Raw genomic sequence first — 24778 nt, forward strand, 5'->3', positions numbered from 1 at the left:
TATATTTGATGAAAGTGAAAGTTGCGATAAACGGATTCGGCCGAATCGGCAGAATGGTGTTTAGAAAAGCGATGCTTGATGAACAGATTGACATTGCAGTGATCAATGCGAGCTACCCTCCGGAAACGCTCGCTCATTTAATAAAGTATGACACAAATCACGGCCGTTATGAGCTTGATGTAAAGGCTGGAGACGACTGTCTGTTCGTTAACGGTAAAAAGGTCATGCTGACCAATCAGAGGGACCCTAAGCTTCTTCCGTGGGCACAATATGGGATCGACATCGTCGTAGAAGCGACGGGGAAATTTAACTCGAAGGAAAAAGCGGAAGCTCATATTGAAGCCGGCGCGAAAAAAGTTATTTTGACAGCGCCGGGCAAAAATGAAGACATCACAATCGTGATGGGCGTCAACGAACGTGAATTTGATGCGGAGCGTCATACGATTATTTCAAACGCTTCCTGTACGACGAATTGTCTCGCTCCTGTCGCAAAAGTGCTTGATGATGCATTTGGCATTGAAAACGGGCTGGTGACAACCGTTCACGCTTTTACAAATGATCAAAAAAATATTGATAATCCGCACAAAGACTTGAGAAGGGCGCGCGCCTGCGGGTCTTCGATCATTCCGACAACGACAGGCGCCGCGAAAGCGCTGTCACTTGTCATGCCCCATTTAAAAGGAAGAATGCACGGCCTGGCCCTGCGCGTTCCTGTTTCAAATGTGTCACTCGTTGACCTTGTGGCTGATTTAAAAAGCGATGTGACGGCAGAGGATATTAATGAGGCGTTCCGAATGGCAGCGGCAGGCTCTATGTCCGGGATCATCGATGTATGCGATGAACCGCTCGTCTCATCCGATTTTAATACGAATCCATACTCGGCGGTGATCGACAGCCTTTCAACAATGGTGCTTGAAAACAGAAAGGTGAAAGTGCTCGCATGGTATGACAATGAATGGGGATATTCGTGCAGGGTTGTCGATTTGATCAGATACGCGGCTGCAAGAATGAAACACCCTACTGTATAAAATAAGAGCATGGACGGATCAAAAAATAAATACCCCTTAACCATCAAATGATAAAACCGCCTTGCAAAAAATATTCAAACAAAGTATACTATTTTTCGTGAACTTCTAGTTCGTGAGCGCTTCGGCATTACTTAAAGGGTTAGGACCTCTCCGGACTAACTTTCCCCCGTGGTAATTGACCGGTTCAGTTGCTTGGAAATTCACTTTTTTAATTCTTGTTAAGGGGGGTCCATGCTATGGAAACAATGGGGCGTCACGTTATCTCCGAACTGTGGGGATGCGATTTTGATAAGCTGAATGACATGGATTTTATTGAAAAAACGTTTGTAAATGCGGCACTGAAGTCAGGTGCTGAGGTACGTGAGGTAGCCTTTCATAAGTTTGCACCTCAAGGTGTAAGCGGGGTCGTGATTATTTCTGAATCTCACTTGACCATTCACAGTTTTCCTGAACACGGATATGCCAGCATTGATGTTTATACTTGCGGAGATTTAGATCCGAACGTAGCTGCGGATTATATCGCAGAAGAGTTAAGAGCGGAAACAAGAGAGAACATTGAAATACCGAGAGGCATGGGACCTGTTCAGGTGAAACAGGCCAATGCCAAAGCACAGGCACTTTAATGCCGATAGAGGAGCTGGATGAAAAAGCGGACACCGCTTTTAAAATCCGCTCCTTTTTCTTTCCTCCCGCGACAATCCCCGATACATATTCCCCGGCATTCTCTTGCCCTAATTTGTTTTCCCTTGGAAATCAACCATTTTTCTAATAAAATATAGAGAAGAAAGACAAAGGGGACAGGGGATATGAGTCTTTTTCAAAACATTCAACGGTTTTTTTCTACACACGCAGAAACGTCTGACCGCCATCCTTCGGACGAGCTGAAGAGCCGCTATTATAAAGCGGCGTCAAAAGAAGCGCTCAATGCTGTAAAGGAAGTGCTGGAAGGGCTTGACGGCTGCAAGGTGACATCGGTGTCGGAAGAAAGAGGAGAAATCAGCGCTGAGGTTAAAAAAACGAGAAAAGCTTTTGTGGTGGCGACAGTCGTTTCGATTCGCCCTTTTGATACAGCAGTGGATTTTAATGTGTCAACGGAAACGTTTTTGCCAACCGATTTTGGCTACAGCCGCGGGCTTGTCTCGACGCTATACAGCGAACTGGACGGAAAGCTGCAGAAATCTGTACATTCAAACAATTGAATAGGGAGCTGAAAAAATGAAATGTCCAGCATGTCAGCATAACGGGACGAGGGTTTTGGACTCCCGTCCCGTTGACGAAGGCAGATCGATTCGCAGAAGACGCGAATGCGAATCGTGCAACTATCGATTTACTACATTTGAAAAAGTGGAAGAAATTCCGCTCATCGTCGTAAAAAAAGAAGGAATCCGGGAAGAATTCAGCCGCGAGAAGATGCTCCGCGGCTTGATCAAAGCGTGCGAAAAGCGCCCTGTCGCCTTAAAGCAGCTTGAAGATATTTGCTTTGAAATTGAAAAAGAGCTTAGAAACCAAGGCGTTGCTGAAGTAAAAAGCGAAATGATCGGAGAAATGGTGATGGACAGGCTTGCAAAAATCGACGAAGTCGCATATGTCCGATTTGCTTCAGTATACCGCCAATTTAAAGATATTAACGTATTTATCGACGAGCTGAAAGACTTAATAAAGAAGGAACGGTAAAGAGCTGTAAATTGATCCAGCTCTTTTCTCATGATAAAAACACAGTCGTGTGACATGAAGGCCTGAAAAAGGTGTAAAATGAGGACAAGAAACAAAGTGGAAGGTTGACAAAAGATATGAGTAATTATTGGAAAGATTTGCTTCCTGTCGATCCGTACGTTGTCAAAAGCTACGGATTGCTGCAGGACTTGGACCGGCAAATTGTCACGCTGTTGTATCAGCCTTTAATCGGCTCTTTTTCGTTCAGCTTGTTTCTCACGCTGTGGGGAGAGCTGGAGCAAAACAGAGTCTGGGGAAAAAGCTCGACTCACAGACAGCTGATGGCGGCGATGCAGACCAACCTGAAGACGATTCACTCAGAAAAGGAAAAGCTTGAGGGGATCGGACTGTTGAAAACTTATATGAAAGAAACGGAACACGAACGTTTGTTTATATATGAATTGATTCCGCCGCTCAGACCGGACGAGTTCTTTCAGGACGGCATGCTGAATGTCTTCTTGTACAACCGCGTCGGAAAAGCGAGGTTTCAGCAGCTGAAAGATTATTTTTCCCACCCGTCTGTTCCTGAAGAAGCACGGGATATCACCCGTTCTTTCAATGAAGTTTTTGCCTCTGTCCAGCCGAGCGAATGGAAGATGTCTGACGATATGATCGAAGCAATGGAGCTTCGCGAAGATCATGAATGGATGAAAGAAGGGACCAGCAAACCGGCAGCAGTCACAGACGACGCCTTTGACTTTCAACTGTTTCTCGCCGGTTTATCTGACACGCTTATCCCGAGAAAAGCGCTGACAGACCAAGTGAAGGAAACGATTAAAAAATTGGCCTTTCTCTACGGTATCGAACCGCTTCAGATGCAAAACGTCGTCATGTCAGCCGTTGACGAACACGATACGATCACGACAGAAGCGCTCAGAAAAGCGGCGAGCGACTGGTATCAGATCGAGCGCAGCGGCCCGCTTCCGGAACTCGTCGACAAAGTGCAGCCGATGAATCTCCGCGAACAGCCGAATCAACAGTCGTCAACGAACGCCAAGGAAGACAATTTGATCGCATTGCTTGAGCAGGTATCGCCAAGAAAGCTGCTGCAGGATATCGGCGGCGGAGCGGAACCATCCAAAGCCGATCTGAAAATTATAGAAGAAATTATGCTTGACCAAAAATTAGAGCCCGGCGTCATCAATGTTCTGATTTATTATGTCATGCTGAAAACCGATATGAAGCTCTCGAAAAATTACACCCAAAAAATCGCTTCTCACTGGGCCAGAAAAAACGTTCGCACGGTTAGAGAGGCCATGAAGCTTGCGAAAGAAGAAAACCGCCAATATCTTGAATGGGCGGAAGGGAAGAAAAAGCCTTCCCGGAACAAGAAAGTCATCAGGGAAGAAAAGCTGCCTGATTGGCTTCGGGAAAGTGACGAAGCTGACAGCAAACCGCCGGAAACAGAGCCGGCTGGTCCTGCAAGCAAAGAAGGTTTTGACCAACAGAAACAGAAGCTGCTCGAAGAAGTACAAAAACTGAAAAACCATTCCGCTCTTTAATGTGAGGTGACAAGATGATGGAGCCGATTAAACGCGCTTTGCAAGGCGTGACGACGAGACCCGATTTTCAAAAACGCCTTGAAGATATGAAAGAAAAAGTGCTCTCTGACAAGGACGTTCAGGAGTTTTTAAACAGCCGCCAGTCAGAAGTGGATCAAGGAATGATCGACAGGAGCCTAAACAAGCTTTATGAATTTACACAGCAAAGCAAAGCTTGCCGAGACTGCCCGAGTCTGAATGAATGCAAAAACCTGATTCAGGGTTATCATCCAAAGCTTGTGCTGAACGGTAAAACGATCGATGTTCAATATGATAGGTGTCCGGAAAAAAAGAAAGCGGACGAGAGGGAACGACAACGGTCGCTGATTAAAAGCATCTATATTCAACAGGATCTTTTGGATGCTACGTTTGCCGATATTGACGGAGACGACCCGAGCAGATTGAAGGTCCTTCAGCTTGTGACGGGATTCTTGCATGACTATAACGAAACGGGAAAGGGAAAAGGCATTTACGTCTACGGGAAGTTCGGGGTCGGAAAGACCTTTATGCTGGCCGCCATTGCCAATGAGCTTGCCGCAAAGGATCATCCATCCATTCTCGTCTATGTCCCTGAATTTGTCAGGGAGCTGAAAAATGCGATACATGATCAGTCGCTTGAGGAAAAGCTTGATATGGTCAAGTCTACGCCGATTCTGATGCTCGATGATATCGGTGCGGAGTCCATGTCAAGCTGGGTGAGGGATGAGGTGCTCGGCGCCATCCTTCAGCACAGAATGTCCCAGCAGCTGCCGACGTTTTTCTCTTCAAACTTTGACCCTGATGAACTAAAACACCATTTCACCTATTCGCAAAGGGGAGAAAAAGAAGAAGTAAAAGCGGCAAGGCTGATGGAAAGGGTGCTGTATTTAGCGACGCCTGTCCGGCTGGACGGGAAAAACCGGCGTCAGTAATCACATGACCCCGAGCTTCAATCACGGAGATGAAGAAGATGCGAAAAAGAACCTTGGCCAAATGGACGGCTATCGCCGTAATCGCGGTGGCCGGACTATGGCTGAATGCGAAATACCTGAATCTGAGCCCCGCTCATATAAGAGAAGGCGTCTTATCCTTCGGGATTTTCGCCCCGCTGATCTATATCGGATTATTGATGATCCGGCCGTTTTTGCTGCTTCCTGCTTCCGTTTTCGCCGTCAGCGGCGGCCTCGCTTTCGGTCCGCTGTTTGGCTCTTTGTATTCTTTTATCGGGGCGGCAGGCGGTGCATTTTTATCATTCGCTGTTGCATACAGGCTCGGCGGAAACTTTCAGCACATGCCGCTGAAGCTTGACAGCCTGCGGACGCTTTTGCGGAAAAACGGCTTTTTCTGCATTCTGCTCTTGAGGCTGGCGCCGATTCATTTTGACGCGGTCAGCTATGCGGCAGGCGTTTCCAAAGTGAAGCCTCTGTCGTTTGTCCTGGCTACGGCGGCGGGTATCATTCCGGGCACGATTATTTTAAATGTGCTCGGGTCAAGCCTCTTGACCGGCGACATTATAGCGATTGCGGTTACAGCCGCAATTTACTTGATATTCATTACCGTCCCTCTTTTGTTCAGAAAAAAAGTACAGGCGCTCCTCGATTAAGGGCTCATCCTTTTTTTACGTCTATTTTATTTGTCACCCCCATATACATGTATCAGATGTTGTTAGGGGGGACAAACATGCTTGAAATTACATTTGAAGATGATTATGATACAGCCGCGTTTTTGCATCTCCTTCGCAATGCGGATGGGAACCGGCATATCAAGATTCACGAAGCGCCAGGGAAAATTGGAATTGAAAAGACCCATTCCTCTGTCAGTATTCAGGCCTATATTGAGCCGGTTCTGACGAGATTTTTTACAGAATGCAAAGAAGACGAATACATGCTTTCGGTCATTGAAGGCGATTATTACTTTTTGGACCGGGATGAACAGCAGCAGATTCTTCAATTGGCCCACAGCATTATGGAGGGCGAACTTGAAGGGCTTCCTCTCAACAAGGACGACACCCCTCGCGAACATTACATCATTCAGGAGCTCCAAACGATCTGTCTTGAGGAAAACGTCTTTTCCATTCGGTCCTTTATGACGTTTCGCCTCGGGAAGTATTATGAACGCCTCAGGTCTTATGTGGAGGCGGCGATCGACGAGTATAAAATGGAGCAGGAATACCAGACATTCATTCAATCGCTGAGAGACTACGTCATGTCGAAAGAGCCGATGCTTGACCATGTCCACATTGTGCACGACGGTTATTTTGTATTGTGGGAATTAAAGTATATTTCTGAACGGGAACAAAAAAAATACATAGACAGGCGGTTCGTAAGAGAACACCCAATGTATATTGATTCCCATCTCCTGGCTCCGCTCGTATCGATTGCGCCGGAAAAAATAGACCTCTACACGGAAGACCGGGAACACGCCATGGTTCAGACCATTCAAAATATTTTTCAGGAGCGCGTGCGGATTCTTTCGCTTGACGCCTTTCATCCGCGGGAAAACATTTTGGAAGAGCATTCTTGATTTTGCAGGAAAAACGATTTATAATACGATATAAACTTAAAGATACCATGTATTGATAAGGACATGAAAAGATGAACACCGGTTTGACAGAGAGGGAGACCAGGGCTGAAAGTCTCTTAAGCCAAGGAGCATTTTTTTACCGCCTTTGAACATCAGTTGTGAACGGCAGTTTGTCTAGTAATGACTGACGGGACTTCCCGTTACAGAACCGAAAGCCGAGAGCGCGACGGGTTTTTTGCGTTTTCGGGAAAAAGGGTGGAACCACGAATTCCGTTTATTAATCCTCGTCCCTTTCTAGGGGGACGGGGATTTTTTATTTTGTAAAAAAAAGGAGTGACTAGGATGTCAGATATGGTAAAAATCAAATTTCCTGACGGAGCGGTTAAGGAGTTTGCAAAAGCGACGACAACAGAAGATATCGCGGCATCAATCAGTCCCGGCTTAAAGAAAAAAGCGATAGCGGGAAAATTAAACGGCAAAGAAATCGATCTGCGCGCACCGATCCTTGAGGACGGCGCCATCGAAATCATTACTGAAGGCAGCGAAGAAGCGCTTGAAATCATGCGCCACAGTACTGCACACTTAATGGCTCAGGCGATCAAGCGCCTGTATAAAAACGTGAAGCTCGGCGTGGGTCCGGTCATCGAAAACGGCTTCTACTATGATGTGGATATGGAAGAAGCGCTGACTCCGGAAGACCTTCCGAAGATTGAGAAGGAAATGAAAAAAATCGTCGGTGAAAATCTGCCGATCGTAAGAAAAGAAGTCAGCCGCGAGGAAGCCAGAGCCCGGTTTGCCGAAATCGGCGATGATTTGAAATTGGAACTGCTTGATGCGATTCCGGAAGGCGAAACGGTATCGATCTATGAGCAGGGCGAATTCTTCGATCTGTGCCGCGGTGTTCACGTTCCTTCGACAGGCAAAATCAAGGAGTTCAAACTGCTGAGCCTTGCGGGGGCATACTGGCGCGGAGACAGCAACAACAAGATGCTCCAGCGCATTTACGGTACGGCTTTCTTCAAAAAAGCGGAGCTTGATGAACATCTTCGCCTCCTTGAGGAAGCAAAAGAACGCGACCACAGAAAGCTCGGAAAAGAACTGAAGCTGTTCGCCAATTCGCAAAAAGTCGGTCAGGGTCTGCCGCTTTGGCTGCCAAAGGGTGCGACCATCAGACGCGTCATCGAGCGTTATATCGTTGACAAAGAGCTTGCGCTCGGCTATGAGCACGTGTATACCCCTGTCCTCGGCAGCAAAGACCTGTATGAAACATCAGGCCACTGGGATCATTATCAAGACGGCATGTTCCCGCCGATGGAGATGGACAATGAAACACTTGTGCTTCGTCCGATGAACTGTCCGCACCATATGATGATTTATAAAAACGACATTCACAGCTACCGTGAACTCCCGATCCGGATCGCCGAGCTTGGAACGATGCACCGCTATGAAATGTCAGGCGCTCTTTCAGGTCTGCAGCGTGTTCGCGGAATGACGCTGAATGACGCTCACATTTTTGTCCGTCCAGATCAAATCAAAGACGAGTTCATTCGAACTGTCCGCCTGATTCAGGATGTATACGAAGACTTCGGTCTGGAAGAGTATTCATTCCGCTTGTCTTACCGCGACCCTGAAGATACAGAGAAATACTACGATGACGATGAAATGTGGAACAAAGCGCAATCGATGCTGAAGGAAGCGATGGACGAGATCGGACACGATTATTACGAAGCTGAAGGGGAAGCGGCTTTCTACGGACCGAAGCTTGACGTTCAGGTCAAAACAGCGATCGGCAAAGAGGAAACACTGTCAACTGTACAGCTGGACTTCCTTCTTCCTGAAAAATTTGACTTGACATATGTCGGAGAAGACGGAAAACCTCATCGTCCGGTCGTCATTCACAGAGGTGTCGTATCGACAATGGAACGCTTTGTCGCATTCCTAATTGAGGAGCATAAAGGCGCATTGCCGACATGGCTTGCCCCTGTTCAGTTCCAGGTCATCCCTGTATCGCCGTCCGTGCACCTTGACTACGCCAAAAAAGTTCAGGAGCGCCTGCAGCGTGAAGGGCTTCGCGTTGAAGTCGATATCCGCGATGAGAAAATCGGCTATAAAATCCGTGAAGCGCAGATGCAAAAAATCCCGTACATGCTTGTCGTCGGCGACCAGGAAGTTGAAAACGAAGCCGTCAACGTCCGCAAATACGGAGAGCAAAAATCAGAAACGGTTGCAATTGCAGACTTCATTAAAAAAGCCGTTGCTGAAGCAAAGAAATAAACAAGAAAAAAGCATGATTCCCGTTCGGGAGTCATGCTTTTTTGCTTAGCTTCTCCGCTGTTTCTCCGCGGAGGATATCGAACAGTTCGCTTAAATGGCTGATTTCGTGATCAGGTGTAACGTCAGTTTCATTCTTTTTGCCTTTGCGGTTGATCCAGACGGTTTGAATGCCTGCTCTGGAAGCCCCGAGAATGTCGGTGTTCAAGTTGTCTCCGACCATCACGGCGTCATCCTTTGACATGCCGAGGAGGCTGAGGCAGTGTTCAAATATGCTTGGATCAGGCTTTCCTTTTCCGAATTCACCGGAAATGACGATTTCATTAAAATAAGGAGCAAGTTCCGGTACGCCTGCCAACTTTTCTTTCTGCAGGCTCGGGTCGCCGTTTGTCAGCAAAAGAAGCTCTACTTTTCCTTTCAGTTCATCTAAAACGGCAAATGTTTCTTCATACACGAAAGGGCTCTTTCGGCGCACTGCCGCAAAATATTCGCCGAGTTCTTCCCCGAAGGCGGGATCGTCGATGCCAAACGCCTTCAATCCGTTTGTCCATGCGTTTTTTCTGTATTCAGGAACAATTTTGTTCAGTTTTTGAAACCCTTCGTTGATCGGCTCGCTGAAATTTGACCACAGGCCTTCAAATGGGTTGATGCCGATCATGACGGTGTATGGATATGTTTCATAAGACGTGTAAAGCTTTCGCGCTGCTTCGCGGACGGCTGCTTCAAATTCTTCCGCATGGATTCCGTATTTTTCTTCAGCTTTAAGACACGTTTTGGAAAATGCTGTGCTGACGCTTTTTTCATCCCAGAGCAATGTATCGTCTAAATCAAAAAATACGGCTTTCATGATCTTCTCCTCTGCCATTATAATTTATAGAATTCTCTCATTTATTTTACAATAGATCAAAGGGATGTGAAAGGAATGAATTTAAGAATGTGATGTAATGCAGTGTCAAAGTGTGAAAGCTTCTCGGATATGATAAAATGAAATTCTATTGTTTGGAAAACAAGGGGATTTCTAAGATCCATTTTATGATCATGATGTTGGCCTATATGCGGGCGGAAGAAGCGGATTCAGTGTAACAAAATGATATAGTTGTAGAAATGGAAGGAATGGTTTTGTGAAAAAACGATGGGTATTTTGGTGGGTTTGCAACATATTTTGGATGGCTATTTTTGTAATAGGGGCAGCTGTTGTTTGGCTGAGAGATGTTGATGGTGCAGGTGTTACTCAAACACCTGAACTTAAATTAATAGCATTTATCGTTTTATTGATTGCATTTATATTTCCATTCATTATTCAAGTGGTGTGGCTGATTGTTAATTTGAAAATGGGAAGTAGCAAATAAGCAAACGGCGGCAAACAATTGCTGCCTTTTTTATTTTGTAAAGCATACCGCGTCAAAGTGTGAATAATGAGAGGTATGATAGAATAAGAGCAGATTCCGATTCAGAAAGAAAGCAAGGGGAAGTACATGATCCAACTCATGATCATGATGCTGGAGAGAGTGGGGATCATCGTCATTCTGGGCTTTATGTTGGCCCATATGAAGGTGTTCCGTCAGCACCTTCAGCATCCTGAAGGGTATAAGGGAAAGGGAGTTCTCATCTTCATTTTTTCCTTGTTCAGCATCATCAGCAACTATACGGGGATTGAAATCCGAGAACACGAGATTTTGAACAATGATTGGATTTTTGCGATCGACCCGTCAAGCTCGATTGCCAATACGAGAATTCTTGGTGTTGAAATCGGCGGCCTGATCGGAGGGCCGTTTGTCGGAGCGGGTGTCGGGCTGCTGTCAGGCATTCACCGTTTTTCACTGGGAGGGACGACGGCTTTGAGCTGTGCGGTTTCTTCACTGCTGGCTGGCGTCATCGCAGGTTACATCGGCAGCTTTTTCAGGAAACGGCACCAGATGGTGACACCGCGGGTAGCCGCTCTTGCGGGTATTTGTATGGAGGGCCTGCAGATGCTAATGATTCTCGTGCTTGCAAAACCGCAGGCTGAGGCTCTGGCGCTCGTTCAGATGATCGGTATTCCGATGATGATTGTCAACGGGACGGGCAGCTTTATTTTTCTATCGATCATTCAGTCTATTATCCGCAAAGAGGAACAGGCGAGGGCCGTTCAGACCCATAAGGTATTTTCGATAGCGGATCAGACGCTTCCTTTTTTCCGCCGGGGACTGAATGAGGATTCCTGCAAAAGCGCCGCTCTCATTATTCATCGGATGACGGGGACGGATGCCGTATCGATTACAGACAGAGAGAACATTCTCGCTCATGTCGGAGAAGGAGCCGACCATCATATTCCTTCAAAAAATCTGATCACCGGTTTATCGAAAAAAGTCATTCACACCGGTAAGGTCATGAAAGTGAAGTCGCGCGATGAAATCGAGTGTACGCACCGTTCTTGTCCGCTGCAGGCGGCGATCGTACTGCCGCTCTTCTCCAATCGCGAAACGATCGGCACGCTGAAGCTGTATTTTAAGCACCCATCCGGACTTAACCGCGTGACGGAAGAGCTTGCCGAAGGGCTTGCCATGCTTTTTTCCACCCAGCTTGAGCTCGGTGAGGCGGAGCTGCAAAGCAAGCTTTTGAAAGATGCCGAAATCAAAGCGCTTCAGGCACAGGTCAATCCGCACTTTTTATTTAATGCCATCCATACGATTTCAGCTCTGTGCAGGACAGATCCGGAAAAAACGCGGAAACTTCTCTTGCAGCTGAGCGTTTATTTTCGTTCCAATCTGCAGGGAGCCAGGCAGCTGATGATTCCGCTCTCAAAAGAGCTGAATCACCTGGAAGCCTATTTATCATTGGAGCAGGCCCGATTCCCTGGCAAGTATCATATTGATTTTCAGATCGAGGACGGCCTTGAAAGAATGGAAATCCCTCCTTTTATATTGCAGCTGCTCGTTGAAAACGCGCTCCGCCATGCATTCCCGGGAAAACAAAAGGTGTGCACGGTAAAAGTATGCGCTGTGAGAGAGCATGACGGCGTTTTGATGAAGGTGTCAGACAACGGCAGGGGAATTGATCCGGAGATACTTGGACAGCTGGGACAGGCGCCCGCGCCTTCAAAAGAAGGGAATGGGACGGCGCTTTACAATGTGAATCAGCGGCTCACCGGTTTGTTCGGGCACCAGGCTGCCCTGCAGCTTGCCAGCGAACTTGATCAAGGAACAGAGATATCCTTCAAGATTCCTTTTCAAACCGAAAGAGAGGGGAACAGAGATGCTCAAGGTATTAATCGTGGATGATGAAATGTTTGCGCGAGACGAGCTGAGATATTTATTAGAGCAGACTGAAGAAGTGGATGCGATCGATGAAGCTGAACATATCGAAGAAGCGTTTGACAAAATGGCGGATCACAAACCTGATATCCTCTTCTTGGACATCGATTTGTCTGGGGAGAACGGTTTTGACATTGCGAAGCGGCTGAAAAAAATGTCGGCTCCTCCGGCTGTCGTTTTTGCGACTGCTTATGATGAATATGCGCTGAAAGCATTTGAAGTGGATGCGATCGATTATTTGACAAAGCCGTTTGATGAGGAGCGAATCAGACAGACGATACAAAAATATAAAAGGATGCGTCCCGGCCATCAGGAGGGGCAGCAGCTTGCGGGCCACCACAGGCTGGCTCTCAGCATTGACGAATCGATCGTCGTGCTCGATCCGGACGAAATCGTATACGCCGGGTTAGAAGACGGACACGTCACAGTGAAAACCTTTGATCAGGCATACACGGTTCACGATACATTAGTCGTACTCGAACAAAGGCTGTCACAGACGGCATTGATCAGGGTGCACAGAAGCTTTCTCGCAAATATGGATCATATTAAACAGGTTAAACCTTGGTTCAATTCGACATACAACCTCCTGATGAAAGACGGTTCCACGATTCCTGTCAGCCGTACATACGCGAAAGAGCTGAAAAAACGGCTGCATATGGTGTGAAAAATGATCAGCGGCGGTGAAAGACTGAATTCGTCAGTCACCGCCGTTTTTAGCTAAAACATGCGCTGGAGCCCGGGCCGTCCCGCTTCAACGGCGAACTTGGCATAAGTTGAGACTGGGGCGCCGGGGCGTGTGATATAAGGAAGAACCTGAAAGTCGGCTTCGAGCTGCCGGGGCGTCAAGAGGCAGCGAACATAGCCGCGCTGCGCATTGTACAGTTTGACATGCGGGTTTCCGAGCCAGATCGGCGCCAATGAATCGGTTTCACTGCCGTCAGCGTCTGAAGAGATCGAAGTTGTGATCAGTTCGGTTCCGATTGTCGCTGAACCAACATCGTCGAAGTCCGCCTTTAAGTCGGCGGCAGCATGTCTGTGAATATCCCCTGTCAGCACAACGGGGTTTTGGATGCCGTATGCCTTGTAAGCGGAAAAAAGCCTGTCGCGGCAAGCGGGGAAACCGTCCCACTGGTCTGTGCTGTACTCAACTCCAGGGCCTGTGTCGCGGTCGATTTGAGCCAGCACGACTTGCTGGACTAAAAAGTTCCACACCGTGTCAGACTGGCTCAAGCCCTGAAAAAGCCAGCGCTCCTGGTCAAATCCGAGTATGGAACGGGATGGCTCAAGCCGTTCAGCCTCATTTGCCGGAAAATTATTGCGGTACTGCCGGGTGTCCAGAACATTGAATTCAGCCAGGTTTCCATAGCGGAACCGTCTGTACATCAGCATGTCAGGCCCATTTGGAATCGATGTGCTGCGGATCGGGATATTTTCGTAGAAAGCTTGGTACGCCGCTGCGCGCTGCCGGAGAAAATCGTCCGGAGAAGTATTGTATTGCGAATGGATACCGGCATAATTGTTTTCGACCTCATGGTCATCCATCGTCACAACCCAGGGAGCCAGTGCATGAATGGCCTGGAGGTCCGGATCTGTCTTGAAAAGAGAATATCTGAGTCTGTATTGGCTGAGCGTGACGGTTTTTGCGTTATGGGCAGCGGATAAAGTCACATCGCGGAAAAGATTTTTAGCATTAATGGCATATTCGTAAATATAGTCTCCGAGAAAAAAAACAACGTCCGGATGGTCTTCGGCCATATGCCGGTACGCCGTAAAATATCCGTGGTACCAAGCTTGGCACGAGGCGAGGGTGAACGACATTCCCTTGATGTCGGCGTGCGGGGAAGGCGCGGTTTTTGTACGGCCTGTCCGGCTGATTTCCCGGCCCGCTTTAAACCTGTACCAATAATAGCTTCCCGGCTTTAAACCGTGCACTTCAACATGAACGGAGTGGGCGAGCTCAGCGAGCGCAGAGGCCGTCCCGCGCTTCACCACTTTGTGAAAATGTTCATCTTCAGCTACTTCCCATTGAACAGGGACAGCTCTGTCAGGCATTCCCCCTAAACCGTCTTCGGCAAGCGGATCAGGGGCAAGCCTTGTCCAGATGACAAACCCGTCGGGGTGCGGGTCTCCAGAAGCCACGCCAAGCTTGAATGGATAATCTGCAAATCGGGGCGCGCCGGCGGCGATCGAAGCGTCTTCAGGCATAAGGCCGCGTCTTGCCAAAGATGCGAATTCGCCAGCCGGAACAAAGCGGCCTCCTCTTGAATGGTCCATGGGTCAGGCCTCCTCATCAATCGTTTTCTCATTAACCACTATACGATCTGCTTTGCTCCATTAGCACATTCTGGAATTTAAATATTTGTGAAGAATTTGCAAAGCCGGAAGAGTGATTTGCATTTCATCGTCCCATTTCTGCAGTTGAAGGGCCGTATCCGGCAAGTTATTTTGAAAACGCTTTTTTGGCCGGGCTTTTTTTTATAATGAACCCAACACAGCCAAAGAGGTGAACGAAATGAAGGGTAAAAAAGAATATGGATTTTTAACTCAGGCATTTATTTTTGCTGTTATGATGTTTGTTTCAAACGGAATCGCCGCAATTCTGCCCATCCCGATTCCTCCATCTGTCATCGGTTTGGTGTTGTTGTTTACATTGCTGTGTGCGAAGGTGCTCAAGCTTGAACAAGTCGAATCGCTTGGCACGGCGCTCACTTCGCTGATCGGTTTTTTATTCGTTCCGTCGGGAATATCAGTGATGAATTCGCTCGGCGTCATGGAGAAATACGGGTTGCCGATCGTCCTTGTGATTTTCCTGGCCACCGTCATTCTGCTTGCAGCGACAGGATTGTTTTCACAGTTCATTCTGTCTGTCGGCAAAAAGGACCGTCAGGACACCCGGGTTGAACCAGCTAAAAAAACAGCTTCTTGAATCAATAGGAGGTTCTTTACGTTATGACACCTTATTTCGGTATCGTCGTTTCACTGGCCGCATTTGGCATCGGCACTTTTTTATTTAAAAAATCAAATGGTTTTTTCTTATTCACGCCTCTGTTTGTCGCGATGATTCTTGGAATCGCGTTTTTAAAAATCGGCGGATTTTCATATGAGGACTACAAGAGCGGCGGAGACATCATTAAGTTCTTTTTGGAGCCCGCCACGATTGCGTTTGCCATTCCTTTATACAAACAGGCGAAAAGCTTGAAAAAATATTGGCTGCAAATCCTTGGCGCCATTATCGCAGGCTCTGTCTGCTCGGTTGCTGTCGTCTATCTGATCGCAAACGCGCTTCATCTTGACGGAGCCGTTATGAAAAGTATGCTGCCCCAGGCCGCCACGACGGCGATTGCTCTGCCTTTATCAAAAGGAATCGGCGGCATTCAAGATATCACGGCCTTCGCCGTCATCTTTAACGCAGTGATCGTCTATGCGCTCGGCGCGCTTTTATTGAAAATCTTCAAAGTGCAGCATCCGATCGCCAAAGGGTTGGCGCTCGGAACATCAGGACATGCCCTTGGTGTCGCTGTCGGAATTGAAATGGGGGAAGTCGAAGCGGCAATGGCGAGTATTGCAGTTGTCGTCGTCGGCGTTGTGACCGTGTTTGTCGTTCCGTTATGTGTCCAAATGATCGGCGGATAGAGCGGCTGAAAGAAAAATAAAAAAATAGCATTGCTATTTCAAAAGTGTCCTGATATAATAGCAAATGTTGTGATAAATTTTATATCTTGACTTGCAGGATTTGTTTATGTAAGATGGATAATGAATTGAATATATATCAACAAGCAGAAGCACCCGCTTCTCACCTGATTGACACATTCTTGTAGTTGGCAGGTTAAACGTACATTTCTTATTTTTCTATGCAATGTTCGCAGTGTGGGTGTTTCGATGCCCACACTTTTTGTTTGCCTGTGAAATGCAAAGAAACGTCAAAATGAGTTGTGAAATCAATTCAAAGATTCTATGGAGGTGGCTCATTATTAGCAAAGATCAATTGGTTAATGAGGGTATCCGTGCGCGTGAAGTTCGTTTGATCGGACAAAATGGCGATCAGCTTGGGATCAAATCCCGCCAGGAAGCACTGGAAATTGCGAGTCGCGCAAATCTTGACCTTGTGTTGGTTGCAGCGAATGCAAAACCGCCTGTCTGCCGGATCATGGACTACGGAAAGTACAGATTCGAGCAGCAGAAGAAGGAAAAGGAAGCACGCAAAAATCAAAAAATCATTAACTTAAAAGAAGTTCGGCTGAGCCCTGGTATTGAAGAACATGACTTCAATACAAAGCTTCGCAACGCCATCAAGTTCCTGCAAAAAGGGGACAAAGTGAAAGCGTCCATCCGTTTTAAAGGCCGTGCGATCACGCATAAAGAAATCGGGCAGCGCGTGCTGGACCGTTTTTCAGAAGCCTGCGCGGAAGTGGCGACTGTTGAAACGAAGCCGAAAATGGACGGCCGCAGCATGTTCCTGGTGCTCGCGCCTAAAATTGAAAAGTAATTAAGGAGGAAACATCCATGCCAAAAATGAAAACTCACCGCGGATCTGCGAAACGTTTTAAAAAGACAGGTTCCGGGAAACTGAAACGTTCTCATGCATATACAAGTCACTTGTTCGCAAATAAATCTCAAAAACAAAAGCGCAAGCTTCGCAAAAGCGCAGTCGTAAGCGCCGGCGATTTCAAACGCATCAAGCAGCAGCTTGCCAACATTAAGTAATTCGGAAAAGGTATAATTAGGAGGGAAATCTAATGCCAAGAGTAAAAGGCGGAACTGTTACACGTAAACGTCGTAAAAAGGTTCTCAAATTAGCAAAAGGTTATTTTGGTTCAAAACATACATTATATAAAGTAGCTAACCAGCAGGTTATGAAATCAGGAAACTACGCTTTCCGCGACCGTCGTCAGAAAAAGCGCGATTTCCGCAAACTTTGGATCACTCGTATCAATGCTGCAGCACGCATGAACGGTCTTTCTTACAGCCGTTTGATGCACGGTCTTAAGCTTTCCGGTATCGAAGTAAACCGCAAAATGCTTGCTGACCTTGCTGTAAACGATCTGAACGCATTCAATCAGCTTGCAGACGCTGCTAAAGCTCAATTGAATAAATAATTGAAAAAAGGCCGGGTTCCGGCCTTTTTCTTTTGTTCTTAGAGCAGGATGTGAAACGGTTCGTGAGGCCGGCCGCCGCAAGTGATCAAACCGCGAAGCAAGGGGAAATGAACAAATATGACTCTCATATGGATTTACACGATCCTCATAAACGGATACGGCTTTTTCTTAATGAAAGCAGACAAGCAAAAAGCGGTCAGAGGTAAATGGAGGGTGTCTGAGCGCCGCATCTGGCTCGTTGCGGCCGCTTTCGGTTCCGCGGGCGTCTGGTTCGGGATGCTGCGGTTCAGACATAAGACAAAACACCTTTCCTTCAGGCTTGGCATTCCTTTTTTGCTGGGCGTACAAGCCGTTTTGACCGGCTTTTATATGATGAACTAAAAAAGCAGACGAGGCTTTATTGCTCTTCTGCTTTTTGGTTTTTCCATTTCTGAATGTTCGAATCCCAATCGATTTTGCAATCGGGATAGTGCGATTTAATGTTTTCTTCCAATTCCGCGAAGTCTTCCTCATTGAAAGAGCTGAGCTTTTCTTCAGGCGCTTCCGTCCATACAAAAATCGTATGGATAAACAGCGGATGGTCTTTTGAAGGAATGTGTTTTTCTCCTTCGAAAAGCACGCCTTTAAATGTCAGTTTGAGATTTTTGCGTGCGTTTTTCTGTTCATCCAAAAAATAAAAGTGCTTTTTTGCCTGCGCTGATTTCAGCCTTCTGTCAGGGTTCCCGAAAAATTGAACGGCCCTGTACACGACGTATACCAAAAGTGCCAGCAAAGCCAGTCTCAATATGATGACAATCATGTTAAAACAGAACCTCCCTTGAAAGTAATTTTAAGTATATCCCAATATATACGAACCAGTTCCCGCAAGGTTTCATTTTTTAACCAAAAAAGCTGTAAACGATATTGGTCGTATTGAAAAGGGATGTTTCTGTATAATAGTAAATGAGGGTTAATTAAGGAGGCTGTATAGAGATGGCAAAGCTTGATGAAACATTGACGATGCTAAAGGAATTAACAGATGCAAAAGGAATTCCGGCAAATGAAAAAGAGCCCAGACAAGTCATGAAATCGTACATAGAACCGTTTGCCGACGAGGTTACGACAGATAGACTGGGAAGCTTAATCGCAAAAAAGACCGGACAGGCTGACGGGCCGAAGATTATGATTGCCGGCCATCTTGATGAGGTCGGTTTTATGGTTACGCGGGTCGATGACCGGGGCTATCTCCGCTTTCAGACGGTTGGAGGCTGGTGGAGCCAGGTCATGCTGGCACAGCGCGTGACGGTTGTGACGAAGAAAGGCGACATTACCGGTATCATCGGTTCAAAACCTCCTCATGTCCTGTCTCAGGACGCAAGAAAAAAATCGGTGGATATTAAAGACATGTTTATCGATATCGGAGCGTCGAGCAGAGAGGAAGCGATGGAGTGGGGCGTTCTTCCGGGAGACCAGGTCGTCCCTTACTTTGAATTTACGGTGATGAATAATGAAAAAATGCTGCTTGCCAAAGCATGGGACAACCGTATCGGCTGTGCGATCGCGATCGACGTGCTGAAAAACCTGAAAGGAGCCGATCATCCGAATGTCGTCTACGGCGTCGGAACCGTACAGGAGGAAGTCGGGCTGAGGGGCGCGAAAACCGCCGCGCATACGATCAAGCCTGATATCGCTTTCGGTGTTGACGTGGGAATCGCGGGTGATACGCCGGGTATTACCGAAAAAGAGTCGACAAGCAAAATGGGAAAAGGCCCGCAGATCATCCTTTATGATGCATCAATGGTGTCCCATAAAGGGCTTCGCGACTTTGTAACGAATGTTGCAGATGAAGCCGGCATTCCGTATCAATTCGACGCCCTCTCAGGCGGAGGAACAGATTCGGGATCGATCCACCTTACCGCGAACGGAGTGCCTGCCCTGTCGATCACGATTGCGACGAGGTATATCCATACACACGCAGCTATGCTTCACAGGGATGACTATGAACATGCGGTAAAATTAATTACCGAAGTCATTAAACGACTGGATAAAGAGACGGTTCAAAACATTACGTTTGACTGATGAAAGAGCAGGCTGACAGCTTATCTTACAAGCTGTCAGCTTTTTTTTTGGAATGTTAAAGACAGCGCTTACATATATAAACATTGTTCGAAAAATTGACAAAGAAAGGGAGGCATTGTTTTTTCATTACAAGAACAGGAGTGTGAACAGAATGAAAAACGTGTTGCGGAGAATGTCTTTGGCGGCATTGATATTCGGACTGCTGTTGGCTTTTTTGATGCCAGAATCAGGCAAGGCGGCGTTTTGGGACACAAAGGGGGACAATTTCATCCATGATCCCTCCATCATTAAAGAGGGGAATACATGGTATACATTTGGAACCGGGCTCGGCACAGGGCTGCGTGTCATTAAATCAACAGACGGTAGAAACTGGAGTGCTGCCCCGAGTATTTTTCCAACTCCATTGTCATGGTGGAAGATGTACGTACCAAATCATGAACCGCATCAGTGGGCACCGGATATCAGCTACTATAACGGCCGGTATTGGCTGTATTACTCGGTTTCGTCTTTCGGTTCAAACACATCAGCGATAGGACTCGCATCGACAGATCGGATTTCATCCGGCCAATGGCGGGATGACGGGCTGGTCATCAGATCGACATCCGGTGATCAGTTTAATGCCATTGACCCTGATCTGGTCATTGATAAAGAAGGAAATCCTTGGCTCTCATTCGGTTCTTTTTGGAGCGGCATCAAGCTGACAAGGCTTGATAAGAACACGATGAAACCGACGGGAAGCCTGTATTCGATCGCCTCAAGGCCGAATAACGGCGGAGCGGTTGAAGCGCCGAACATTACCTACAAAGATGGCTACTATTACTTATTTGTCTCGTTTGACAGCTGCTGCCAAGGAGTGAACAGCACATATAAAATAGCGTATGGCCGTTCAACGAGCATTACGGGACCCTATTATGATAAAAGCGGCAAAAATATGATGAACGGCGGAGGGACGATCCTGGATTCCGGCAATGACCGCTGGAAAGGGCCGGGACATCAGGATGTTTTGAACAACTCGATCCTTGTCAGACACGCTTATGACGCGTTGGACAATGGCGTATCGAAGCTGCTCATCAACGACTTGTACTGGGATTCCCAAGGGTGGCCGACTTATTAACAGCCGCAGATGCCGGGCGATTTTCGCCCGGTTTTTTGTTCTGAAATCTGTCAAAAAAAATAAAAAACATACCGGAAATTAAATTGACAGTTTTTTTCATAATGATATAATGAAGTTGTTCGTACAAATATGTTTTTGATGTTAGTTGTACGTACATATAATCGCGATACAGTTTGAGGTCAAGGTATGATTCATGTTTTTTTGTAAGCGTTTTAATAGTTTGCTATTCTACACAGACACCATAAAGAAGAGGAGGAGGAAGCTATTTGATTCAGGCAAAGACGCATGTGTTTTGGTTTGTGACAGGCAGCCAGCATTTATATGGCGAAGAGGCGGTACAAGAGGTAGAAGAGCATTCCAAAATGATCTGCAACGGATTAAATGACGGACATTTAAGGTTTCAAGTCGAGTACAAAGCGGTGGCCACTTCGCTGGACGGCGTCAGAAAACTGTTTGAAGAGGCGAACCGGGACGAGGAGTGCGCAGGCATCATTACCTGGATGCATACGTTTTCACCGGCCAAAATGTGGATTCCGGGCCTTTCCGAGCTGAATAAGCCGCTGCTCCATTTTCATACCCAGTTTAACCGGGACATTCCGTGGGATAAAATCGACATGGATTTCATGAATATTAATCAGTCTGCTCACGGCGACCGTGAATACGGCTTTATCGGAGCGAGACTGGGCATTCCGCGAAAAGTGATCGCCGGATATTGGGAAGACAGAGACGTAAAACGCTCGATCGACAAATGGATGAGCGCAGCGGTCGCATATATTGAAAGCCGCCATATCAAAGTCGCCCGATTTGGAGACAACATGCGGAATGTGGCGGTAACAGAAGGAGATAAGATTGAAGCGCAGATTCAGCTAGGCTGGTCTGTCGACGGATATGGAATCGGTGACCTCGTCACGGAGATCAATGCTGTATCAGAACAAAGTCTGAATGAACTCATCTCCGAATATGAGGAGCTTTATGAGTGGCCTGAAGGCGAAGAGGCAAGGGAATCCGTTAAAGAACAGGCACGGATCGAGCTTGGGTTAAAGCGCTTTCTTTCAAACGGAGGCTATACGGCCTTTACGACAACCTTTGAAGATCTTCACGGTATGAAGCAGCTTCCAGGTTTGGCCGTTCAGCGGCTGATGGCCGAAGGCTATGGCTTCGGAGGAGAAGGAGATTGGAAAACGGCTGCGCTCGTCAGGATGATGAAAGTGATGGCCGGCGGAAAAGAAACGTCATTTATGGAGGACTACACGTACCATTTTGAACCGGGTAATGAAATGATTCTCGGCTCCCACATGCTTGAAGTGTGCCCTTCGATTGCCGAACATAAACCGAGAATCGCAGTCCATCCGCTGTCAATGGGGGCAAAGGATGATCCGGCGCGGCTCGTGTTCGACGGAATTGCAGGGCCTGCGGTCAATGTCTCCCTCATCGATTTGGGCGGACGTTTCAGGCTTGTCATCAATGAAGTCGAAGCTGAGAAGGTTCCGCATGATATGCCGAATCTTCCGGTGGCGCGCGTGCTTTGGAAGCCGCAGCCGTCTCTGAGAACATCGGCTGAAGCGTGGATTTTGGCTGGCGGTGCTCACCATACATGCCTTTCGTATCAGCTGACAGCCGAGCAGATGCTCGATTGGGCCGAAATGTCGGGCATTGAAGCGGTGTTGATCAACCGTGATACGACGATTTTAAATCTTCGCAATGAACTCAAATGGAGTGAAGCTGCATATCGGCTTCGCAAATTTTAAGGGGGTGAAGACTTATCCCTTACACAATCGGGGTTGACTTTGGAACATTGTCAGGGCGTGCTGTTCTCGTCGATGTCCGGACAGGTGAGGAAATCGCGGCGGCTGTCAAAGAGTACACGCACGGGGTGATAGACCGGGAGCTTCCGGACTCAAAACGAAAGCTTCCGAGAGACTGGGCGCTCCAGCATCCGGCCGATTACATTGAAGTGCTGGAGGAAACGATTCCGAGCCTTTTGAAGCAGTCAAAAGCGGATCCGAAGGAAATCATCGGCATCGGAATCGACTTTACGGCCTGCACGATTTTACTCGTTGACAATAACGGGACTCCTCTTTGCATGAGGGAAGAGTATGCGTCAGAACCGCACAGTTATGTGAAGCTTTGGAAGCACCATGCTGCACAGGAGCAGGCGAATCGCTTGAACCAAATTGCGGAAGAAAGAAATGAATCTTTTCTTCAAACATACGGCGGAAAAATTTCTTCCGAGTGGCTCTTTCCAAAAGTAATGCAAATCGCGGAAGAAGCGCCTGACATTTATGATGCCGCAGCCGAGATCATGGAAGCGGCCGACTGGATCGTCTATATGCTGTGCGGAAACAGAAAGCGCAACAATTGTACAGCGGGTTATAAAGCGATTTGGAACAAAAAGAGCGGCTATCCTTCCGACGATTTCTTAACAAGCCTGCATCCAAAGCTGAAACATATCGTTCGGGAAAAATTGACGGAGGATATTTATTCTGTAGGCGAAAAAGCGGGCGGACTGACTGAAGAAATGGCCGGGAAGACAGGGCTTCTGGCGGGTACAGCGGTCGCTGTCGCAAATGTTGATGCTCATGTGTCAGTTCCGGCGGTCGGCATCACAGAGCCGGGGAAGATGCTGATGATCATGGGAACGTCTACCTGTCATATGCTGCTCGGCGAGGATGTCAGGATGGTGCCGGGAATGTGCGGCGTCGTAGAAGACGGGATTCTGCCTGGCTATGTCGGCTATGAAGCGGGGCAATCGTGCGTCGGCGACCATTTTCAATGGCTGATTCAACATTTTGTACCAGAAGCCTATATGAAAGAAGCTGAAGCCGAAGAGATTTCTATATTCGAATTGCTGTCTCGAAAGGCTGACCGTCTCCATATCGGCGAAAGCGGTTTGCTTGCATTGGATTGGTGGAACGGAAACCGTTCAACACTCGTTGATGCCGATCTGACGGGAATGATGCTCGGTATGACCCTTGCCACTAAGCCTGAAGATATATACCGTGCATTGGTCGAAGCGACTGCTTACGGGACGAGGATCATCATTGAAACGTTCAGACAAAGCGGCGTGCCGATCGAGGAGCTGTATGCCGCAGGAGGAATCGCCGAAAAAAATCCGTTTATCATGCAGATTTACGCGGATGTCACCAACATGGAAATCAAAATTTCCGGATCTCCGCAGGCGCCGGCTTTAGGTTCCGCGATATTCGGAGCGCTCGCGGCCGGAAGCGTGAACGGCGGTTACGATCATATCGAAGAAGCAGTCGCACATATGGGCAAGATCAAGGATCAAACGTACAAACCAATTCCTGAAAACGTTGCCTTATACGATCAGCTTTATGCGGAATATAAGGAGCTTTACACGTACTTCGGAAAGCAAAACAACGTGATGAAGCGCCTTAAAAAATTGAAAAACATCCAGTCCGTCAGTTTCGACACCGGTAAAGCGATGGCTTAGAGGGAGGAGAAAACTGTGCTGGAATCTTTGAAAGAACAAGTATTAAAAGCGAATTTGCAGCTTGAGGAGTACCGGCTTGTCACCTTTACATGGGGGAATGTCAGCGGCATTGACCGGGAGAATGAGCTGGTTGTCATCAAGCCGAGCGGTGTCAAATACAGCGAGTTAAAAGCCGAAGATTTAGTGGTTCTCAATATGGACGGCGAGATTGTGGAAGGTGATCTGAAGCCGTCTTCCGATACGCCGACACACCTCTATCTTTACCGGCAGTTTCAATCGATCGGCGGGATCGTCCATACGCATTCCCCGTGGGCGACAAGCTGGGCGCAGTCAGGGAAGGACATTCCGTCGCTCGGAACGACTCACGCCGACTACTACCACGGCAACATTCCGTGTACACGGGAAATGGATCCCGATGAGATCAGGAGTCAATACGAGTTGAATACAGGAAAAGTGATTGCCGAGGTGTTCCGGCATCTTGACCCCCTGGCGATGCCCGGCGTTCTCGTGAACAATCACGGGCCGTTTTGCTGGGGAAAAGACGCCTTAACTGCCGTACACAATGCCGTCGTCTTGGAAGAAGTCGCGAAGATGGCGTACCGCTCCCTGATGCTGAATCCGTCTCTTAAGCCGATTAAGAGCGCTTTGCAAGATAAGCACTATTTTCGCAAGCACGGGGCAGACGCCTATTACGGCCAATAGAGGAGG

At 47.5% G+C, this 24778-nt stretch carries 26 protein-coding genes and 1 other annotated feature; of the genes, 23 read left to right on the plus strand and 3 right to left on the minus strand.

Going from position 1 to position 24778, the window contains the following annotated elements:
- Positions 1–8 precede the first annotated feature (8 nt).
- The 9 genes from H2R00_RS00130 to thrS all read left to right on the plus strand — a co-directional run bounded on the left by H2R00_RS00130 (position 9) and on the right by thrS (position 9058).
- Positions 9–1028, plus strand: a complete 1020-nt coding sequence (locus tag H2R00_RS00130) for a glyceraldehyde-3-phosphate dehydrogenase (protein ID WP_182070241.1) — start codon at positions 9–11, stop codon at positions 1026–1028.
- A gap of 236 nt (positions 1029–1264) precedes the next feature.
- Positions 1265–1651 (plus strand): adenosylmethionine decarboxylase, encoded by a 387-nt coding sequence (gene speD, locus H2R00_RS00135; protein ID WP_020452545.1) that lies wholly within the window; start codon positions 1265–1267, stop codon positions 1649–1651.
- 183 nt (positions 1652–1834) lie between these two features.
- On the plus strand, positions 1835–2227 hold the full coding sequence (locus H2R00_RS00140; RefSeq protein ID WP_154999128.1) for a cytosolic protein: 393 nt from the start codon (positions 1835–1837) through the stop codon (positions 2225–2227).
- A gap of 16 nt (positions 2228–2243) precedes the next feature.
- Positions 2244–2702 (plus strand): transcriptional regulator NrdR, encoded by a 459-nt coding sequence (gene nrdR / locus H2R00_RS00145; protein WP_154999129.1) that lies wholly within the window; start codon positions 2244–2246, stop codon positions 2700–2702.
- Positions 2703–2818: 116 nt separating this feature from the next.
- Entirely contained in the window at positions 2819–4243 is a 1425-nt protein-coding gene (gene dnaB / locus H2R00_RS00150) for a replicative helicase loading/DNA remodeling protein DnaB (RefSeq protein WP_182070242.1), read from the plus strand.
- Positions 4244–4260: 17 nt separating this feature from the next.
- On the plus strand, positions 4261–5193 hold the full coding sequence (gene dnaI / locus H2R00_RS00155) for a primosomal protein DnaI (RefSeq protein WP_182070992.1): 933 nt from the start codon (positions 4261–4263) through the stop codon (positions 5191–5193).
- Positions 5194–5231: 38 nt separating this feature from the next.
- Positions 5232–5864 carry a TVP38/TMEM64 family protein gene (locus tag H2R00_RS00160; protein ID WP_154994029.1) on the plus strand — a complete coding sequence of 211 codons (633 nt, stop codon included), beginning with the start codon at positions 5232–5234 and terminating at the stop codon, positions 5862–5864.
- 77 nt (positions 5865–5941) lie between these two features.
- A complete protein-coding gene (gene ytxC, locus H2R00_RS00165; RefSeq protein WP_154994027.1) occupies positions 5942–6784 on the plus strand; it encodes a putative sporulation protein YtxC in 843 nt (280 codons plus the stop codon).
- Positions 6785–7126: 342 nt separating this feature from the next.
- Positions 7127–9058, plus strand: coding sequence for a threonine--tRNA ligase (gene thrS / locus H2R00_RS00170; RefSeq protein WP_182070243.1), 1932 nt, complete (start codon positions 7127–7129; stop codon positions 9056–9058).
- A gap of 31 nt (positions 9059–9089) precedes the next feature.
- Here the strand turns inward: thrS and H2R00_RS00175 are convergent, their stop codons facing one another.
- The gene (locus H2R00_RS00175; protein WP_182070244.1) at positions 9090–9902 is read right to left on the minus strand and encodes an HAD family hydrolase; all 813 of its coding nucleotides are present in this window, start codon (positions 9900–9902) and stop codon (positions 9090–9092) included.
- A 274-nt stretch (positions 9903–10176) separates the two neighbouring features.
- Here H2R00_RS00175 and H2R00_RS00180 point away from each other — a divergent pair, with 274 nt between their 5' ends.
- The 3 genes from H2R00_RS00180 to H2R00_RS00190 all read left to right on the plus strand — a co-directional run bounded on the left by H2R00_RS00180 (position 10177) and on the right by H2R00_RS00190 (position 13012).
- A complete protein-coding gene (locus tag H2R00_RS00180; RefSeq protein ID WP_154994021.1) occupies positions 10177–10404 on the plus strand; it encodes a DUF3923 family protein in 228 nt (75 codons plus the stop codon).
- Between the two features lie 126 nt (positions 10405–10530).
- Complete coding sequence (locus tag H2R00_RS00185; RefSeq protein ID WP_182070245.1) at positions 10531–12315, plus strand: sensor histidine kinase; 1785 nt, start codon at positions 10531–10533, stop codon at positions 12313–12315.
- Complete coding sequence (locus H2R00_RS00190) at positions 12290–13012, plus strand: LytR/AlgR family response regulator transcription factor (protein ID WP_182070246.1); 723 nt, start codon at positions 12290–12292, stop codon at positions 13010–13012. Before H2R00_RS00185 ends, H2R00_RS00190 begins: the two co-directional genes overlap by 26 nt.
- 53 nt (positions 13013–13065) lie before the next feature.
- Here the strand turns inward: H2R00_RS00190 and H2R00_RS00195 are convergent, their stop codons facing one another.
- Positions 13066–14622 (minus strand): alkaline phosphatase D family protein, encoded by a 1557-nt coding sequence (locus tag H2R00_RS00195; protein WP_154998140.1) that lies wholly within the window; start codon positions 14620–14622, stop codon positions 13066–13068.
- A 238-nt stretch (positions 14623–14860) separates the two neighbouring features.
- On the opposite strand from H2R00_RS00195, the gene lrgA reads away from it, so the two are divergent.
- From lrgA to H2R00_RS00225, 6 genes are all read left to right on the plus strand, one after another.
- Entirely contained in the window at positions 14861–15274 is a 414-nt protein-coding gene (lrgA, locus tag H2R00_RS00200) for an antiholin-like murein hydrolase modulator LrgA (RefSeq protein WP_154998138.1), read from the plus strand.
- Between the two features lie 23 nt (positions 15275–15297).
- Positions 15298–15981, plus strand: coding sequence for an antiholin-like protein LrgB (lrgB, locus tag H2R00_RS00205; RefSeq protein ID WP_043926602.1), 684 nt, complete (start codon positions 15298–15300; stop codon positions 15979–15981).
- Between the two features lie 135 nt (positions 15982–16116).
- Positions 16117–16249, plus strand: a sequence feature (ribosomal protein L20 leader region).
- Between the two features lie 66 nt (positions 16250–16315).
- Positions 16316–16834, plus strand: coding sequence for a translation initiation factor IF-3 (gene infC / locus H2R00_RS00210; protein WP_154998146.1), 519 nt, complete (start codon positions 16316–16318; stop codon positions 16832–16834).
- 17 nt (positions 16835–16851) lie between these two features.
- Entirely contained in the window at positions 16852–17052 is a 201-nt protein-coding gene (rpmI, locus tag H2R00_RS00215; RefSeq protein ID WP_003184267.1) for a 50S ribosomal protein L35, read from the plus strand.
- A gap of 32 nt (positions 17053–17084) precedes the next feature.
- Positions 17085–17444 (plus strand): 50S ribosomal protein L20, encoded by a 360-nt coding sequence (rplT, locus tag H2R00_RS00220; RefSeq protein ID WP_003184266.1) that lies wholly within the window; start codon positions 17085–17087, stop codon positions 17442–17444.
- 117 nt (positions 17445–17561) lie between these two features.
- Positions 17562–17825: a DUF1294 domain-containing protein gene (locus H2R00_RS00225; protein ID WP_154998136.1), complete on the plus strand. Its 264-nt coding sequence runs from the start codon at positions 17562–17564 to the stop codon at positions 17823–17825.
- A 16-nt stretch (positions 17826–17841) separates the two neighbouring features.
- On the opposite strand, the gene H2R00_RS00230 is transcribed toward H2R00_RS00225, so the two are convergent.
- Positions 17842–18243 (minus strand): sigma-w pathway protein ysdB, encoded by a 402-nt coding sequence (locus H2R00_RS00230; RefSeq protein ID WP_182070247.1) that lies wholly within the window; start codon positions 18241–18243, stop codon positions 17842–17844.
- Positions 18244–18416: 173 nt separating this feature from the next.
- Between H2R00_RS00230 and H2R00_RS00235 the strand changes: the two genes are divergently transcribed.
- From H2R00_RS00235 to araD, 5 genes are all read left to right on the plus strand, one after another.
- A complete protein-coding gene (locus tag H2R00_RS00235; RefSeq protein WP_182070248.1) occupies positions 18417–19502 on the plus strand; it encodes a M42 family metallopeptidase in 1086 nt (361 codons plus the stop codon).
- A 151-nt stretch (positions 19503–19653) separates the two neighbouring features.
- Complete coding sequence (gene abnA, locus H2R00_RS00240) at positions 19654–20616, plus strand: arabinan endo-1,5-alpha-L-arabinosidase AbnA (protein ID WP_182070249.1); 963 nt, start codon at positions 19654–19656, stop codon at positions 20614–20616.
- A 266-nt stretch (positions 20617–20882) separates the two neighbouring features.
- On the plus strand, positions 20883–22364 hold the full coding sequence (gene araA / locus H2R00_RS00245) for an L-arabinose isomerase (protein WP_182070250.1): 1482 nt from the start codon (positions 20883–20885) through the stop codon (positions 22362–22364).
- A 14-nt stretch (positions 22365–22378) separates the two neighbouring features.
- Positions 22379–24070, plus strand: coding sequence for a ribulokinase (gene araB, locus H2R00_RS00250; RefSeq protein WP_182070993.1), 1692 nt, complete (start codon positions 22379–22381; stop codon positions 24068–24070).
- A gap of 15 nt (positions 24071–24085) precedes the next feature.
- Positions 24086–24772, plus strand: coding sequence for an L-ribulose-5-phosphate 4-epimerase (gene araD, locus H2R00_RS00255; protein WP_154995568.1), 687 nt, complete (start codon positions 24086–24088; stop codon positions 24770–24772).
- Positions 24773–24778: the final 6 nt, after the last annotated feature.

It is taken from the genome of Bacillus haynesii (genome assembly GCF_014042035.1).
GTDB lineage: Bacteria > Bacillota > Bacilli > Bacillales > Bacillaceae > Bacillus > Bacillus haynesii.